Origin of the sequence: Streptomyces asoensis (assembly GCF_016860545.1) — a bacterium.
Lineage (GTDB): Bacteria > Actinomycetota > Actinomycetes > Streptomycetales > Streptomycetaceae > Streptomyces > Streptomyces asoensis.
Genome location: NZ_BNEB01000005.1, coordinates 832,708 through 848,483, shown reverse-complemented (window position 1 = coordinate 848,483; position 15,776 = coordinate 832,708). Strand labels below are relative to the sequence as shown.

Annotated in this window: 15 protein-coding genes; 7 read left to right on the top strand and 8 right to left on the bottom strand. The window is 71.5% G+C overall.

What is annotated here, in order from left to right; all coding sequences use genetic code 11:
* Positions 1 to 34 precede the first annotated feature (34 nt).
* The gene (locus Saso_RS26780) at positions 35 to 334 is read left to right on the top strand and encodes a hypothetical protein (protein ID WP_189924586.1); all 300 of its coding nucleotides are present in this window, start codon (positions 35 to 37) and stop codon (positions 332 to 334) included.
* Between the two features lie 68 nt (positions 335 to 402).
* Here the strand turns inward: Saso_RS26780 and Saso_RS26775 are convergent, their stop codons facing one another.
* Positions 403 to 2,157, bottom strand: a complete 1,755-nt coding sequence (locus tag Saso_RS26775; protein ID WP_189924588.1) for an ABC transporter ATP-binding protein — start codon at positions 2,155 to 2,157, stop codon at positions 403 to 405.
* Between the two features lie 173 nt (positions 2,158 to 2,330).
* Here Saso_RS26775 and Saso_RS26770 point away from each other — a divergent pair, with 173 nt between their 5' ends.
* The 3 genes from Saso_RS26770 (at position 2,331) to Saso_RS26760 (ending at position 5,098) form a co-directional block, all read left to right on the top strand.
* A complete protein-coding gene (locus Saso_RS26770) occupies positions 2,331 to 3,416 on the top strand; it encodes an S-(hydroxymethyl)mycothiol dehydrogenase (protein ID WP_203833582.1) in 1,086 nt (361 codons plus the stop codon).
* Positions 3,413 to 4,045 carry an MBL fold metallo-hydrolase gene (locus tag Saso_RS26765; RefSeq protein WP_203833563.1) on the top strand — a complete coding sequence of 211 codons (633 nt, stop codon included), beginning with the start codon at positions 3,413 to 3,415 and terminating at the stop codon, positions 4,043 to 4,045. Before Saso_RS26770 ends, Saso_RS26765 begins: the two co-directional genes overlap by 4 nt.
* Before the next feature lie 138 nt (positions 4,046 to 4,183).
* On the top strand, positions 4,184 to 5,098 hold the full coding sequence (locus Saso_RS26760; RefSeq protein WP_189924640.1) for an SDR family oxidoreductase: 915 nt from the start codon (positions 4,184 to 4,186) through the stop codon (positions 5,096 to 5,098).
* Here the strand turns inward: Saso_RS26760 and Saso_RS26755 are convergent.
* Complete coding sequence (locus Saso_RS26755; protein ID WP_189924642.1) at positions 5,089 to 5,640, bottom strand: hypothetical protein; 552 nt, start codon at positions 5,638 to 5,640, stop codon at positions 5,089 to 5,091. The two genes, Saso_RS26760 and Saso_RS26755, sit on opposite strands and share 10 nt — an antisense overlap.
* Positions 5,641 to 5,720: 80 nt before the next feature.
* A complete protein-coding gene (locus Saso_RS26750; protein ID WP_189924644.1) occupies positions 5,721 to 7,118 on the bottom strand; it encodes a pyridoxal phosphate-dependent decarboxylase family protein in 1,398 nt (465 codons plus the stop codon).
* Positions 7,119 to 7,360: 242 nt separating this feature from the next.
* Here Saso_RS26750 and Saso_RS26745 point away from each other — a divergent pair, with 242 nt between their 5' ends.
* Positions 7,361 to 8,056, top strand: a complete 696-nt coding sequence (locus tag Saso_RS26745) for a L,D-transpeptidase family protein (RefSeq protein ID WP_189924646.1) — start codon at positions 7,361 to 7,363, stop codon at positions 8,054 to 8,056.
* Positions 8,057 to 8,082: 26 nt separating this feature from the next.
* Here Saso_RS26745 and Saso_RS26740 read toward each other — a convergent pair whose 3' ends face one another.
* From Saso_RS26740 to Saso_RS26725, 4 genes are read right to left on the bottom strand one after another with little or no spacing between them, the layout of a single operon-like run.
* Complete coding sequence (locus Saso_RS26740; protein WP_189924648.1) at positions 8,083 to 9,285, bottom strand: Gfo/Idh/MocA family protein; 1,203 nt, start codon at positions 9,283 to 9,285, stop codon at positions 8,083 to 8,085.
* Positions 9,286 to 9,299: 14 nt separating this feature from the next.
* Positions 9,300 to 10,640: an ABC transporter substrate-binding protein gene (locus Saso_RS26735; protein ID WP_189925029.1), complete on the bottom strand. Its 1,341-nt coding sequence runs from the start codon at positions 10,638 to 10,640 to the stop codon at positions 9,300 to 9,302.
* Positions 10,641 to 10,668: 28 nt separating this feature from the next.
* Positions 10,669 to 11,607, bottom strand: a complete 939-nt coding sequence (locus Saso_RS26730) for a carbohydrate ABC transporter permease (RefSeq protein WP_189924649.1) — start codon at positions 11,605 to 11,607, stop codon at positions 10,669 to 10,671.
* Positions 11,608 to 11,623: 16 nt separating this feature from the next.
* On the bottom strand, positions 11,624 to 12,589 hold the full coding sequence (locus tag Saso_RS26725) for a carbohydrate ABC transporter permease (RefSeq protein ID WP_189924651.1): 966 nt from the start codon (positions 12,587 to 12,589) through the stop codon (positions 11,624 to 11,626).
* Positions 12,590 to 12,756: 167 nt separating this feature from the next.
* On the opposite strand from Saso_RS26725, the gene Saso_RS26720 reads away from it, so the two are divergent.
* Both Saso_RS26720 and Saso_RS26715 read left to right on the top strand, forming a co-directional pair.
* The gene (locus tag Saso_RS26720) at positions 12,757 to 13,917 is read left to right on the top strand and encodes an ROK family transcriptional regulator (RefSeq protein WP_189924653.1); all 1,161 of its coding nucleotides are present in this window, start codon (positions 12,757 to 12,759) and stop codon (positions 13,915 to 13,917) included.
* Between the two features lie 111 nt (positions 13,918 to 14,028).
* Complete coding sequence (locus Saso_RS26715) at positions 14,029 to 14,199, top strand: hypothetical protein (protein ID WP_189924655.1); 171 nt, start codon at positions 14,029 to 14,031, stop codon at positions 14,197 to 14,199.
* A gap of 168 nt (positions 14,200 to 14,367) precedes the next feature.
* Here Saso_RS26715 and Saso_RS26710 read toward each other — a convergent pair whose 3' ends face one another.
* The gene (locus Saso_RS26710; protein ID WP_189924657.1) at positions 14,368 to 15,759 is read right to left on the bottom strand and encodes a S1 family peptidase; all 1,392 of its coding nucleotides are present in this window, start codon (positions 15,757 to 15,759) and stop codon (positions 14,368 to 14,370) included.
* Positions 15,760 to 15,776 lie beyond the last annotated feature (17 nt).

Below are 15,776 nucleotides of genomic sequence, written 5' to 3'. Positions count from 1 at the left end.
TGTCCGCGAGGCGCCCCGGGCCGTTGCTGAGGGCATGATCTCCACTCGACGCATCGCCGCTCTCGCCGCCCTCGCCGCCGGAATCACCGGCCTCGCGGCGCCCATGGCGAACGCGGCCGACGCCCCGGCCGCCGGCCAGCTCAACCCGATGACGGCGCTGGACTCGCTCGTCGCCGCCCAGATCCCCGCCGAACACCGGGCCGAACTGCCGCCGGTCTCCCGGCAGCTGGGCGAACTGAACAAGGTGAGCCAGCTCGACCGGCTGAACGAGCTGCACCAGGTCACCGACCTCGTCGCCCCCGTCACCGGGCTGCTGCCCGGCATCCAGGGCTGAGCGGCCCGCCTCTCCCGCCACGGGGGCCGTCCGGACGTCCGGACGGTCCCCACCCGTGTCCGGCCCCGTCAGTCCGTCGTCGCCAGGAACTGGGTGGCCGCCAGCTCGGCGTACAGCGGATCGCCCGCCACGAGCTCACGGTGCGTGCCCACCGCACGGACCCGCCCGGCGTCCATGACGACGATCCGGTCCGCCATCGTCACCGTCGACAACCGGTGCGCGACGACCAGGACCGTGGTGGTCCGCGCGACGTCGGCGACGGTGTCGCGCAGCGCCGCCTCGTTCACCGCGTCCAGCTGGGAGGTCGCCTCGTCGAGCAGCAGGAGCCTCGGGCGGCGCAGCAGCGCGCGGGCGATCGCCACCCGCTGCCGCTCTCCGCCGGACAGCTTCGTCCCGCGGTGCCCGACCAGCGTGTCCAGCCCCTGCGGCAGCCGTTCGACCAGGTCCTCCAGACGGGTCGTCTTCAGCACGTCCCGCACGGTGTCGTCGTCCGCCGACGGGTTCCCCAGCAGCAGATTGTCGCGCAGCGAGCCCGACAGCACGGGCGCGTCCTGCTCGACGTACCCGAGGCTCGAGCGCAGCCGGGACAGCTCCCAGTCCGTGAGGTCGCGGCCGTCGAGGGCGATGGTGCCCGACTCTGGGTCGTAGAACCGCTCGATCAGCGAGAACACGGTCGTCTTGCCCGCGCCCGAAGGGCCCACGAACGCCGTCATGCCCCGGGCCGGCACGCTGAACGTCACCCCGTGGTGGACGTACGGCAGGTCGTCGGCGTACCGGAACCGGACGTCGGTGAAGTCCAACGAGGCGGGTCCGGCGGCGGGCGCGGAGAGCTCCCCGGGCCGGGACACCGGCTCGGCGGGCAGCCGCAGCGCCTCCTGGATGCGGCTCAGGGCCGCCGAACCCGTCTGGTACTGGGTGATCGCGCCGACGACCTGCTGGATCGGCGACATCAGATAGAAGACGTACAGCAGGAACGCCACGAGCGTGCCTATCTCGATCGCGCCCGTCGCGACCCGTGCCCCGCCCACCGCGAGGACGGTGATGAACGCGGTCTGCATCGCCAGCCCGGCCGTGTTGCCCGCGGCGGCCGACCACTTGGCGGCGCGCACGCTCTGCCGCCAGGACTCCTCGGCCGCCGCGTGCAGCGTCGCCTCCTCGCGGTGCTCGGCGCCCGACGCCTTCACCGTGCGCAGCGCGCCGAGCACCCGCTCCAGCGAGGCCCCCATCACGCCGACCGCGTCCTGGGCCCGGCGGCTCGCGCGGTTGATCCGCGGCACGATCACACCCAGCACCGTGCCCGCGCACACGATCACGGCCAGGGTGACCCCGAGCAGCACCGGGTCCACCAGGCCCATCATCACGACCGTGGCGGCCAGGGTGAGCCCGCCGGTACCGAGGCCCACCAGCGAGTCGGTGGTCACCTCGCGCAGCAGCGTGGTGTCGGAGGTGATGCGGGCCATGAGGTCGCCGGGCTCGCTCCGGTCGACGGCGGTGATCCGCAGCCGCAGCAGATACGAGGACAGCGCCCGCCGTGCCCCCAGCACCACCGACTCGGCGGTGCGCCGCAGCACGTACGAACCCAGCGCTCCCACCGCCGAGTTGGCCACCACCAGCGCGGTCAGCGCGAACAACGCCCCGGATATGGAGCGGTCGTGGCCCAGATCGTCGATCAACTTCCTTGCCACCAGGGGCAGCAGGAGCCCGGTCGCGCCGGTGACGAGCGAGAGCACCGCACCCACCAGCAGGGACCTGCCGTGCGGCCGTACGTAGTCGAGCAGGAGCCGCCACGGGGGCCGGCCGCCGACGGTCTCTGCGATGGCCACGGTGCTCCTTCGGGGGTCGGGTCGCCGGCCCCAGGCTACGTCGGCCGCCCGTCCGTCCGACCGGCGAGGGTGTGTTCGGGGCCGCCGTCGGCCCTGCCGCCCGTGCTCCTACCGATCGGTCACGCGTAGGGTCGGCAGCGGGACGGACGACCGTCGAAGAAAGGGACAGCACGATGCCGCAGGAAGTGCGCGGAGTGATCGCGCCGGGCAAGAACGAGCCGGTACGGGTGGAGACGATCCTGATTCCGGATCCCGGTCCCGGCGAGGCCGTGGTCAAGGTGCAGGCCTGCGGGGTCTGCCACACCGATCTGCACTACCGGCAGGGCGGGATCAACGACGAGTTCCCGTTCCTGCTGGGGCATGAGGCGGCGGGTGTCGTGGAGTCGGTGGGGGAGGGTGTCACGGATGTGGCGCCGGGCGATTTCGTGATCTTGAACTGGCGGGCGGTGTGCGGTCGGTGCCGGGCGTGTCTGCGGGGGCGTCCTTGGTACTGCTTCGACACGCACAACGCGAAGCAGCGGATGACGCTGCTGGACGGCACGGAGCTGTCGCCGGCGCTGGGGATCGGGGCGTTCGCGGAGAAGACGCTGGTGGCGGCGGGGCAGTGCACGAAGGTCGATGCGTCGGTGTCGGCTGCGGTGGCGGGGCTGCTGGGGTGCGGGGTGATGGCCGGTATCGGTGCGGCGATCAACACGGGCGGTGTGGGGCGTGGTGACAGTGTGGCCGTCATCGGCTGTGGCGGGGTCGGTGACGCGGCGGTGGTGGGTGCGCGGCTCGCCGGTGCGGCGAAGATCATTGCCGTCGACATCGACGACCGCAAGCTGCGGACGGCTGCCGGGATGGGTGCGACGCACACGGTGAACTCGAAGGAGAGTGATCCGGTGGAGGCGATCCGGGAGCTGACCGGGGGTTTCGGTGCCGATGTGGTGATCGAGGCGGTGGGCCGGCCGGAGACGTACCGGCAGGCCTTCTATGCGCGTGATCTGGCGGGCACGGTGGTGCTGGTGGGTGTTCCGACGCCGGAGATGAAGCTGGAGCTGCCGTTGCTGGACGTCTTCGGGCGTGGGGGTGCGCTGAAGTCGTCCTGGTACGGCGACTGTCTGCCCTCGCGGGACTTCCCGATGCTGATCGATCTGCATCTGCAGGGCCGGCTGGATCTCGGGGCGTTCGTCACGGAGACGATCGCGCTGGACGAGGTGGAGAAGGCCTTCGAGCGGATGCACCACGGCGACGTGCTGCGCTCGGTGGTGGTCCTGTGACGGCCGCCCGTATCGAACGCCTGGTGACCTCGGGGCAGTTCAGTCTCGACGGGGGTACCTGGGACGTCGACAACAACGTGTGGATCGTCGGCGACGACCACGAGGCCATCGTCATCGACGCCGCCCACGACGTCGACGCCATCCTGGCCGCCGTGGGAGACCGCAGGCTCACGGCGATCGTGTGCACCCACGCCCACAACGACCACATCGACGCCGCGCCGGCACTCGCCGACGCGACGGGCGCCACGATCTGGCTGCACCCCGACGACCTGCCGCTGTGGAAGCTCACCCACCCGGACCGCGAGCCCGACGCCCATCTGGCCGACGGCCAGGTCATCGAGACCGCCGGCACCGACCTGACCGTGCTGCACACCCCCGGGCACGCGCCCGGCGCGGTCTGCCTCCACGACCCCGGGCTCGGCGTCCTGTTCACCGGCGACACCCTGTTCCAGGGCGGGCCCGGCGCCACCGGCCGCTCCTGGTCCCACTTCCCGACGATCATCACCTCCATCAGGGAGCGGCTGCTCGCCCTGCCGCCGGAGACGAAGGTGCTGACCGGCCACGGCGACACGACGACCATCGGCGCCGAGGCGCCGCACCTGGACGAGTGGATCGCCCGGGGGCACTGAGCCGGAACCGGGGCCCGCCGCCGGGCGGGTGACCCGGTGCGGAAAAGACGACAGGAGGTGTCCGGCTTCCACGCGATGCTCGTCGCTGCCATCGATCCTCGATGACGACACCGACGCAACACACGCAGGAGGTCGGACATGTCCGGTCCGCTGGAAGGCAGGGTCGCCCTGGTCGCCGGGGCGACACGGGGCGCGGGACGCGGCATCGCCGTGGAACTGGGGGCGGCGGGCGCCACCGTCTACGTGACGGGCCGCACCACCCGCACCCGGCGCTCCGAGTACGACCGGCCCGAGACGATCGAGGACACCGCCGACCTCGTCACCGAGGCGGGCGGCCACGGCGTCGCCGTGCCCACCGACCACCTCGACCCCGGCCAGGTCCGCTCCCTCGTCGACCGCATCGCCGCGGAGCAGGGCCGCCTCGACGTCCTCGTCAACGACATCTGGGGCGGCGAGCACCTCTTCGAGTGGGACGCGCCCGTCTGGGAGCACGACCTGGACAACGGTCTGCGACTGCTCCGGCTCGCCGTCGAGACCCATGCGATCACCAGCCACCACGCACTGCCCCTGCTGCTGCGCCGGCCCGGCGCACTGGTCGTCGAGATGACCGACGGCACCACCGACTACAACCGCGACACCTATCGCGTGAATTTCTTCTACGACCTGGCCAAGAACTCCGTCCTGCGCATGGCCTTCGCCCTCGGCCACGAACTCGGCCCGCGCGGCGCCACCGCCGTGGCGCTCACCCCGGGCTGGCTGCGGTCGGAGATGATGCTCGACCACTTCGGCGTACGCGAGGACAACTGGCGCGACGCCCTCGACAGTGTCCCCCACTTCGCCATCTCCGAGACACCCCGCTACGTCGGCCGGGCGGTCGCCGCCCTCGCCGCCGATCCCGACGTGGCGCGTCACAACGGGCGCTCCCTGTCCAGCGGGCAACTCGCCGGCGTGTACGGCTTCACCGACCTCGACGGCAGCCGGCCCGACGCCTGGCGCTACCTGGTCGAGGTGCAGGACCCGGGAAAGGCGGCGGACACCACGGGCTACCGCTGACCGCCCGCGTCGGGCGAGCCGGGCTGCGTCGACCAGCGCGCCGAGTGGCCCGGCGGCAGTTCGAGATCCTCGCGCACGGCCGTGTAGTAGCCCTCGCGGCCGGCGCGCTGCCGTTCCAGCAGTGCCTGCCAGGCCTGCGGGTCGTGCGTCCCGGCACGCAGGAAGCGCTCCATGTCCATCACCACGACGACCCACTCCCGGGCCCGCTCCACCGTGTCCCTGCCGCCGAGCATGATCAGCGCCTCCCCGGCCGGGTCCCGCCGGTCGGTGGCCTGGGCCAGCAGCGGCTCGGCCTCCTGCGGGGACAGCGGGTGCGGATGCGGGTCGTTGCCGAGGTGCGCGGCGACCCGGTAGGTCAGGTTCACCGACGCCTTCAGCGTCCGCGCGTACTCGGTGTACACCGCCAGCCGTCGTTCCTCCCACCGGGCCGCCCGCTCCCGCCGGAACCGGGCCCGGTCACTGCGCACGACCGCGACGTAGGAGCCGAGAGCGCCGACCACGACACCGAGGAGGGCGGGGAGTTGCTGGAGGAAGGCGGTCATGCCCGCACGTGCTCCGTCCTGTCGACGTGACGGCCGCGCCGCACGGCCCCGTGGATCCTTTCACCCGCGGGCCGCCCGGTTCACCCGTGGGTGCCCGGCGCCGAGGCCAGGGCCCGCAGCACCCGCTCCCCGTCCGCGCGGGTCGTGCGCCAGTTGCTGAAGGCGGCCCGCAGCGCGGGCACCCCGCCGTACACCGTCGGGGTCAGGAAAGCCTCTCCGGAGGCGGCCACCGCGTCCGCCAGGGCGGCGACCCGGGCGGCCGTGGGGTCGTCGGCGAGGGTGAAGCAGACGACGTTCAGGCGCACCGGCGCCAGCAGCCGCAGCCCGTCCAGCGCGGCGATCCCCTCGCCGAGCCGGACGGCGAGTTCCACGTTCCGCTCGACGATCTCGCGGTGCCCGGCCCGCCCGTAGGCCACCAGCGAGAACCACGCCGGCAGGGCGCGCAGCCGCCGTGAGTTCTCCGGCGTGAGATGGAGGAAGTCCGGCTCGCCCGTGGGCGCGCCCAGGTAGGGCGAGGCGTTGTGGAAGACCCGCACCTGGAGGTCGCGGCGGCGGGTGAACTGCACGGCCGCGTCGTAGGGCACGTTGAGCCACTTGTGCAGGTCCACGCAGACCGAGTCGGCCGCGTCGAGCCCGTCGACGAGGTGGGCGTGTGCGGGGGAGAGGGCGGCGAAACCGCCGAACGCCGCGTCCACGTGCAGCCAGAAGTCGTAGCGCTCCTTGAGGGCCGCGACGGCCCGCAGGTCGTCGAAGTCGACCGTGTCGACCGTCCCGGCGTTGGCCACGACGATCGCCGGGCGTCCGTCCAGCGCGGCCAGCGCCGACTCGAGGGCGTCGACGTCCACGGCCTCCCGCCCGCCGGGCAGCAGGGGGACCCGCCGCAGCCGGTCGCGGCCGACGCCCAGCACCGACAGCGCCTTGGAGACACTGGAGTGCGGGCTGCCGGAGAGCACTTCCACGGGCCCGAGGGCGGCCGCGCCCTCGCGCGACACGTCGACGCCCAGCCGCTCGCCCAGCCACTCACGGGCGACGGCGAGTCCGACGGTGGTGGAGACGGTCGCGCCGGTCACGAACGCCCCGCTGTGCGCGTCGCCCAGCCCGAACAGTTCGCGCAGCCAGGCGACGGTCTCGCGCTCCAGGGCCGCGGCCCATGAACCGGCCGACCCGGAGACGTTCTGGTCGTACGCCGCCGTCAGCCAGTCCCCGGTGACCGACGCGGGAGTCGCGCCGCCCGTGACGAAGCCGAGGTAGCGCGGACCGGCCGAGCCGGAGAAGCCCGGTGCCCAGGCCTCGGCGAAGCGCGCGAGGGCGCCCTCGGCGCCTGCCCCCTCGCCGGGCAGGCCGGCCGGGACGGGCGCCGGGTCCCGGTGGGAGACCGGCCGGTCGCCCAGCCCGCTCACCTCGCGGGCGGCGAAGTCACGGGCGCGCTGGAGGAGCTCGGGAAGGCGGGAGAGATCGCCGGCGAGGGTGGGATGCATACCGCGAACCTAGGACGGCGCGAGGGCCCGGCGCCCGATCCAATCGGAGGAAACTGGACCGGACACCGCGCACGAGCATCCCGCCATACCGCAACGAACAGGACATAAAGGGGTGTTCGGGTGGCCTGCACGGAGGAGAAGTTCACCGTTTCGTCACAGCCCGCGCCGGACTACAACCGCCGCCGGGGCACACGTGTCTAAGGGGGAGAGATCGCGACAACCGTGTCAGGGAGAGGGCAACCATGGGGGACATCCGCAGACGAGGGGCCGTCGTGCTCGGGCTCACCGGCCTGATCGCGCCGCTGACACTGGCGCTGGGCGCGGGTCCGGCGCAGGCCGCGAGCTGTACGACGCAGGCCGGGCCGTACCAGAAGCAGGTGGAGAAGTTCCTCGGCCGGCCCGTCGACGGCCGGCAGTCGACCACCGACTGCAAGGCCATCCGGGCCTTCCAGAACAAGCACGGCATCACCCCGAACATCGGCTACGCCGGGCCCGTCACCTGGGGCGTGATGGACCTCATGAACAAGCAGAAGGCGGTGGGCAACAAGCCCAACAAGGCCGGCCGGTGCCCGACCAACAAGGGCCGCATCGCCTGCGTCGACCTCACCCTCCAGATCAGCTGGATCCAGGACGGCAGCAGGCTGGTCTACGGACCCGTCCCGGTGCGCACCGGCCGCGACGGGTACGAGACCCGCACCGGCCTGAAGAAGATCTACTACCGGCACATCGACCACGTGTCGAGCATCTACAACGTGCCCATGCCCTACAGCCAGTTCTTCGACGGCGGTCAGGCCTTCCACTCGGTCGGCCTCAGCATGTGGAACCCGCCCGGCTCGCACGGCTGCGTCAACATGACCACCACGACCGCCAAGAAGTACTGGTCGCTGCTGAAGAACGGCGACGACGTCTTCGTCTACGGCCGCAAGCCGGGCACCTGAGCCGCTCGGGGACGCCGGTCGGGCAATCACGCCCCGGGCGCGTCCCCGAAGTCCGGGATCGCCAGCCTGGTCCCGCCCTGCCGCGCCGACTCGTGCGCGACGATGCCCGGCAGGGTGTAGCGGGCCGCGACCCATGCGTTCACCGACGGCAGGGTCCGGCTGCCGACCGCGGTCACGAAGTCGTCCACCAGGAAGTGGTGGCTGCCCTCGTGACCGTTGTGCAGTTCGTCGAACGCCCGCGGCAGCCGCGTACGGTCGTGCACCGGCGCCGAACCGGAGGTGAAGGCGGCCCTCAGTTCGGGCGCGACGTGCCGGAGCGAGGGGTCGTCCGGGGACAGGGTGGGCTTGGGTTCCAGCAGCTCGCTGATGTCCCGCACGCCCTCCTTGTCCTGCCAGAGCGCCACGGTCGCGAGCTGCTCCATGCTCGCCTCGGTGCCGAAGAAGCGGAAACGGGACTCGCGGATGTGCGACGGGTAGCCCACCCGCCGGAACTCGTTGGTCCGGAAGGAACCGCCCCCCGCCACCTCGAACAGCGCGGTGGCGTTGGAGAAGTCGTTGCCGAACCGGCTGACCTCCTTGTCGAAGACGCCGTCCCCGCGCTCGTCGACGACACCGATCGCCGACACGCTCACCGCGTGCGTCTGCCAGGCGCCGAGCACACCGCCCACGGAGTGCGTCGGGTACAGCAGCGGGGGATAGCTGGCGGTCGCCTTCCAGTCCTCGCCGCCGCTGTAGCGGTAGGCGTCGTAGAAGCCCAGGTCCATGTCGTGCACGTAGTCGCCCTCGGCGTAGAAGAGCCGTCCGAAGGCGCCCTTCGCGATCTGGTCGCGGGCGTGCACGGTCGCCGGGTTGTACTGGCTGGTCTCGCCCATCATGTACGTCAGCCCGGTCGCCTTGACGGCGTCGATGATCGCCGCGATCTCCTCGGTGGTGATCGCCATGGGGACGGCGGAGTACACGTGCTTGCCGGCCCCGAGCCCCTGGAGGACCAGCGGGCCGTGCGTCCAGCGCTGGGTGAAGACGGCGACGGCGTCGACCGCGGGCGACTCCAGCATGGCCTCGTACGAGGGGAACGTGCCCGTCAGCCCGACCTCGGCCGAGAGCCGCTCGGCGCGTTCGGGGAGCAGATCGGTGACGTACACGTCACCGACGCCGGGGTGGGCCTGGAACAGCTTGGCGAACTGGCCCGAGAACTGTCCGGCACCGACGATGCCGAGGGAGAACGTCATGGGGAACGCGCCTTTCACTGGTCGAGAATGAGGTTGATCTGGCTGTTGGTCCGGTCCAGGCCGCTCACGGGCTTGCCGTTGCCGAAGATGTCCTGCATGGCCGGGTGCATCAACGCGTACACGTCGGCCGCGTAGTCGGTGATGGGATAGGAGAAGGTCGCGAACCGCTCCTTGTCGGCGACCGGTTCGGTGAACGCGCCGACGTCGATGCCCTTCTTCCGGTAGGCCGCCACCGCGGCCTCGGTGCCGCCCGGCGTCGCCGGGAAGACGATCCCGTAACCGCCCACCGTCCTTTGGCACTCGTCCGACGCCAGATACGCGACCCACTTCCTGGCGCCCTGCTTGTTCCGGGCGTTCCTGGTGATCGAGTCGGCGAGCCCGTTCATCATCGTGGCGCGCCGGCCGGCCGGACCCGCGGGTGTGACCGCGGTGCCGATGTCCATGCCCTTGAACCCGTCGTACGACGAGATCATCCAGGCGCCGTCGAAGGATGCGGCCGCCTTGCCCGCGGCCACCTGGGTGTTGGCCTGGTTGGACTGGGAGTTGTAGTCGGTGAAGGGCACCATGTAGCCCTTCCCCGCCAGGCCGAAGTACCACTCGACGACCGACTGGAAGGTCTTGCTGTCGTACCGGTACCTCGTGCCCCAGCGCGCCCGGTCGGTGTACGTCCAGCCCGCGGAGGCCGTGAAGGTGCTCCACTGGGTCTGCCCGTCGCCGTCGCCGCCGCCGTTGGTGGCCAGGCCGTACACCGCGACGTGGTCCTTGTCGAAACCGGGCTCGTCGCCGCGCCTGCCCAAGCTGTCGACGGTCAGGTGGGCGACGGCCTTCTCGAAGGTGCCGCCGTCCTCGGGGTTCCAGGACAGGTCGTTCAGCCGGTCCGGGGTGAGGCCCGCCTCCCGCGCCATCGCGCGGTTGTAGAAGAGGGCGACGGTGTCCCAGTCCTTCGGGGCGCCGTAGCGCCGCCCGTCCTGGCCCCTCCAGTTGGCGCCGAGCCCCGGCTGGTAGTCGGCGTCGTCGATGCCCAGGTCGTCGAGCGGCTCGAGGACCTTCAGGTCGGCGAACTGGCCGAACTTCTGGATGTGGTCGGTGAACACGTCCGGTTCGGTGCCCGCGATGAAGCTCGCGGTGAGCTTGGTCCAGTAGTCGTCCCATCCCAACTGGGTGATCTTCACCTTCAGTCCGGGGTTCTGCTTCTCGAAGTCCTCGGCGCACGCCTCGTAGGCGGGCTGCTGGTTGGCGTCCCACAGCCAGTACGTCACCGTGCGGGCCGACGACCCGGCGCCGCCCCCGGCGCACCCGCTCACCAGACTGAGCGCGAGCGCCCCGGTCAGCGCGGTGACCGCACGCATCCGCATCCGCATCCGTATCCGCATGCCCGTCCCCCTACTTGATCCCGGTGAAGCCGATGGAGCTGACGATGCGGCGCGCGAAGAACCCGAAGAGAGCGAGCATGGGCAGGGCCGCGATGAGCGTGGCGGCCATCAGGCCCGACCAGTCGGTGCCGGTCTGCGGGGTCTGCGCCCGGAAGACTGCCAGCGCCACGGTGAGGACGCGCGAGCTGTCGCCGTAGGAGACCATCAGCGGCCAGAAGTAGTCGTTCCAGGAGGTGATGTACGTCAGCACGGCCAGGGTCAGCACCGGCGTGGCCGCCATCGGCAGCAGCACCCGGAAGAAGATCCGCACCTTCCCGGCGCCGTCCAGCAGCGCCGCCTCCTCGACCTCCCTCGGGATGTTCATGAAGAACTGGCGCAGGAAGAACACCGCGAAGGGCGTCATGAACATCGTGGGCAGGGCGATCCCCAGGAGGGTGTCCACCAGACCGAGTTCCTTGATGAGCACGAAGTTCGGCAGCAGGGTGAAGACGGCGGGCACCATCAGTCCGCCGAGGAAGAGCGCGAACACCTTGTCCCGGCCGCGCCAGCGCAGCCGGGCGAAGGCGTACGCGGCCATGGCGGAGAAGAAGATCTGGCAGACCGTCACGAGGGTCGAGACGACCACCGAGTTCAGCAGGTAGCGCCAGAACCTCAGTCCGCCGCCCGCGCCGCCCTGCGCGACCGCCTCCTCGGTGGACTGGAGTCCGAGGGCCCGCTCGAAGCCGCCCGCGGTCGGATCGACGGGCAGCGGATCGCCCGGGCTCGCGGCGAGTCCGGAGTTGGAGGACAGCGCGGTGCGCAGGATCCAGTAGAACGGCAGCAGGGTGACGAGGGTGATCACGGCGAGCAGCGCCCAGGCGGCGATCCGCCCGGGGGTGAAGCGGCGCCTGAGGGGCCGTGGGCGGCTCGTCCGCCGGGCCCGTGCCGTCCATGGGGTCACGGTGGTCATGTCGCGTTCCTTCCGCTCAGCCGAGGTCGGTGCGGTCGGCCCGGGTGAGCCGGTACTGGACGAAGGTGATCGCGCCGAGCACGACGAGCAGGGCCACCGACATCGCGGAGGCGTAGCCGAACTGGAAGCGGGCGAAGGCGGCGCCGTAGATGTAGTACTGGAGCACGTTCGTGGCGTCCGCCGGCCCGCCCCGGGTCGTCACGGCGACCGTGTCGAACACCTGGAACGAACCGATCACCGTCATGATCAGCACCACCGCCAGCACCGGACGCAGCAGCGGCATCGTGATCCGCCAGAACATCCGCCACTCGCTCGCGCCGTCCACCTTCGCGGCCTCGTACATGTCGCCGGGGATGGCCTGGAGTCCGGCGAAGAGGAGCAGCGCGGTGTAGCCGACGTGCCGCCACACGTTGATCAGGGCGATCGTGGGGATCGCCCAGGTCTCGTCGGCCAGGAAGGGGACACGGCCGACACCGAGCGCCACCAGGATCTCGTTGCCGATGCCGAGCTGGGTGTCGAGGATCCAGAGCCAGACGATGCCGGCGACCACGTTCGACATGAGGTAGGGCGTCAGCACGATCCCGCGCAGCACCGCCGACTGCGTCAGCCGTTGCAGCAGTACGGCGATGGCGAGCGCCGAGACCGTCTGCACCCCGATGTTGATCACCACGTACTCGACGGTGACCCGCAGGGAGTTCCAGAAGATCGGGTCGTGGACCATGCGGACGTAGTTGTCGATGCCCACCCACTGCGCCGGGGTGAGCAGGTTGAAGCGGGTGAAGCTCAAGTAGACGCCGCGCAGCGTGGGCCACAGCAGGAAGACCACGAACCCCAGCAGCGCCGGTGCGACGAACACCGCGGCGAGCCGCCCGTCGCCCCGGCTGCCGTCCGCGCGCGGCCGGTCCGTCCTCGACGTGGTCGCGATCCCCGCGGCGCCGACCGACGGCAGCGGCGACGGAGGACTGCTGGAGGCGATGGTCATCGGAAGACTCCCTCGTCTGCGGCGGCTCGCTCTCGGCCACTTACTTTTGAGCCGAAAGAATCCAGCGTCAAGAGCCGGGGGAAAATCTCTTGCGGAGGGCTTCCAGGCCGGTATGGTGACCTGGATACTTTTAGGGCAAAAATAAATCGTGTGGGAGTCTGACCCTCATGACGACAGGTACCGCCAGCTGGCTGCCGCTGAGCCCGGGGGAGCGCTCGGTCGCGATCGAGGTGCTCGTCCACGGCCCGCTCTCGCGCACCGACCTCGCGCGGCGGCTCGATCTCTCCGCGGGAAGCGTGACGCGCCTGACCAAACCGCTGATCGAGTCCGGCCTGCTGGTCGAGGTGGCCGACGGGGGCGTCGCGGGGGAGACCCGCCAGGGGCGCCCCTCACAGCCGCTCGACGTGGTCGCGCAGTCGCGCTCCTTCATCGGCTTCAAGATCACCGCGGACGCGGTGTACGGCGTCGTCACCACCCTGCGCAGCGACATCGTCGCCCGGCACGACCGCCCGCTCACGACCCGCGAGCCCGCGGAGGTCGTCGCCGTGCTGGGCGAGATGACCGACGAACTGGCCCGCGCCCATCCCTCTCTCGCGGGCATCGGCATCGGGGTGGGCGGCCGGGTCGAGGGCCGTACGACGGTCGGGGAGTCGCCCTTCCTGGGCTGGCGGAACGTCCCGCTGGCCGCGCTGGTGGAGGGGCGCACAGGGCTGCCCGTGGTCCTGGAGAACGACGTGGCCGCCCTGGTGGAGGCCGAGACCTGGTTCGGCGCGGGGCGCGGACTCGACCGCTACGTCGTCCTCACCATCGGCGCGGGCTTCGGCTACGGGCTGGTCCTGTCCGGCAGGCGGGTGCCGACCGTCGAGGAGGACGGCGGCTTCGGCCGGCACTGGATCATCGACCCCGGCGGCCCGCTCACCCCCGAGGGGGAGCGCGGCAGCGCCGTCTCGCTGCTGACCATCCCCAGCATCCGCTACCAGGTCCAGGCCGCCACCGGCCGGGAGCACACGTACGAGGAGATCCTCGCCCTTGCCGCCGCCGGGGAACCCATGCCCGCCCGGGTCGTCGACGAGGCGGCCCGCGCGCTGGGCACGCTGATCGCGCAGATCGCCAACGCCGTGATGCCGCAGAAGGTGGTGCTCGCCGGCGAGGGGGTGGGGCTGATGGACGTCGGCGGGGCGGCGGTCGAGGCGTCCGTCCGTGCGCACCGGCATCCGCTGGCCGCCCCCGTGACGCTGGAGACCAAGGTGTCGGACTTCCACGACTGGGCGCGCGGCGCTGCGGTGCTGGCCATCCAGGTGCTGGTCCTGGGATCGGCGGAGAGCTGAACTGCGCTACAGGGATTGACAGATGGACGTGATCAGTAACACGTCCGTTATGTCCGGTTTATTCGTGATGACTCACGTGGTCTTCACGTCCGACGCCGTAAGCTTCACGCCATGTCCACCACTGTTGAATCCCTCTCCGAGCGATCGGCTGCGGAGATCAACGAGGAGATCCGGGCCCTGTGGCGCCGGTCGGGCGGGACACTGAGCGTCGAGCAGCGCGAGGAGTACCAGCGGCTCGTCCTGGAGTGGGCCGCCGCGCCGCACTCCGTCGAAGCGGCCTGACCGCAGCCCGTCCGCGCAGCCGCCGCAGCGGCCGTCCGTCCGCGGGGCCCCACCGCCGAGGTGGGGTGCCCCGCATCCCGTGCCCCGGCCTGGCCGCTCCTCCTACGTCCGTCGACGCCCGGGCGAGCGGTGATCCGCTCGCCCGGGCCTTTCGGCGTCCCGCCGGGGTCACCCCCAGGTGGCGGAGTAGTACCGCTGGTAGGCCTTGCGGTCCTGTTCGGCACGGAAGTACCGGGTGGCGACGAGGGCGAAGATGCTGCCCGCGATGACCAGCAGACCGGGGCCGATGTTCCTGGGATCCGTGAGCCGCGAGGCGAGCGTCTCGCTCACCCCGGTACTCGTCACCGGAGTGGTCGTGCCCGGCGAGGCCGTGCCCGGCGACAGCGCCCCCTGTGACGACGAGGACGGGGCGGGGGCGGCGGACGCGGTGGACGCGCCGCCCTGCGCGTCGGCGGAGGGCGCGGCCACGATCAGCTGCACACCGAGCTGGGACAGCGCCCTGTTCACCGGCTGGAAGAACGTCGTACCGCCGGTCGTGCAGTCGCCGCTGCCGCCCGAGGTGACACCGAGGGCGATGCCGTCCGAGAACATCGGGCCTCCGCTGTCGCCGGGTTCGGCGCACACGGTCGTCTCGATCAGCCCGCCGACCGTGCCCTCCGGATAGTTCACCGTGGCGTCCAGGCCGGTGACCTCGCCGTCGTGCAGTCCGCTGGTGCTGCCGCTGCGGAACACCCGCTGGCCGACGGCCGCGTCGCCCGAGCCGGTGATCCGCACGCCGTTGCCGTTGCCGATGGCCACCACGTCCGCGCCCGCGCCGGCCTTCCCCGCGTACTGCACCAGGGAGAAGTCGCTGCCGGGGAAGTTGGAGTTCACCGTCTGCCCCACCTGCTGCTCGGCCTGGTTGTCGGCGAACCAGGTGGACCCGGTCGGCCCGCAGTGCCCCGCGGTGAGGATGAAGTCGTTCGAGCCGTTGGTCACGTTGAAACCGGCCGAACAGCGTCCGCCGGTCGACAGGATCGGCTGGGCGCCGTTGATCCGGGTCGTGAACTTCCCGGTGGTGCGCTCCATCCGCACGAAGCTGCCGATCCCCGAGGCCGTCCTGGTCAGCTGTGACCAGTCGCCGGCCGACACGGTGCTGTCGGCCTGCACGACGACCTGGTTCGACCGGTAGTCCATCACCCACGCGGTGCCCGGCACCCTGGGGGCCGAGCGCAGGGTGGCCGTGGCCGACTTGAGCTCGTTCATGCTGTGGGAGACGACCTTCGCCTCGGCGCCCGCCTGCCGGACGGCGGCGGCGGACCCCTCGTCGGTGACGGCGACGACCGGACGCCCGGCGGAGTTGAGCCAGGTGCCCGCCGTACGCGCGGTGCCGAGCTTCTTGACGAGGGCGGTCCCCGGGTTCGTGACGACGGCCTCCGCCGCACCCCGGGCCGCCGTGGACGTGCCGGGCGGTTCGCTCGCCATGGCGGCCTGCGTGACCATGGCCCCTCCGAGGAGAAGTCCGCCGACGGCCGCCAGCCGTGTCACTCGCCGGACGGCCCGTCGTCGTACATGCCTCATGTCATGGCTCCCGAAAA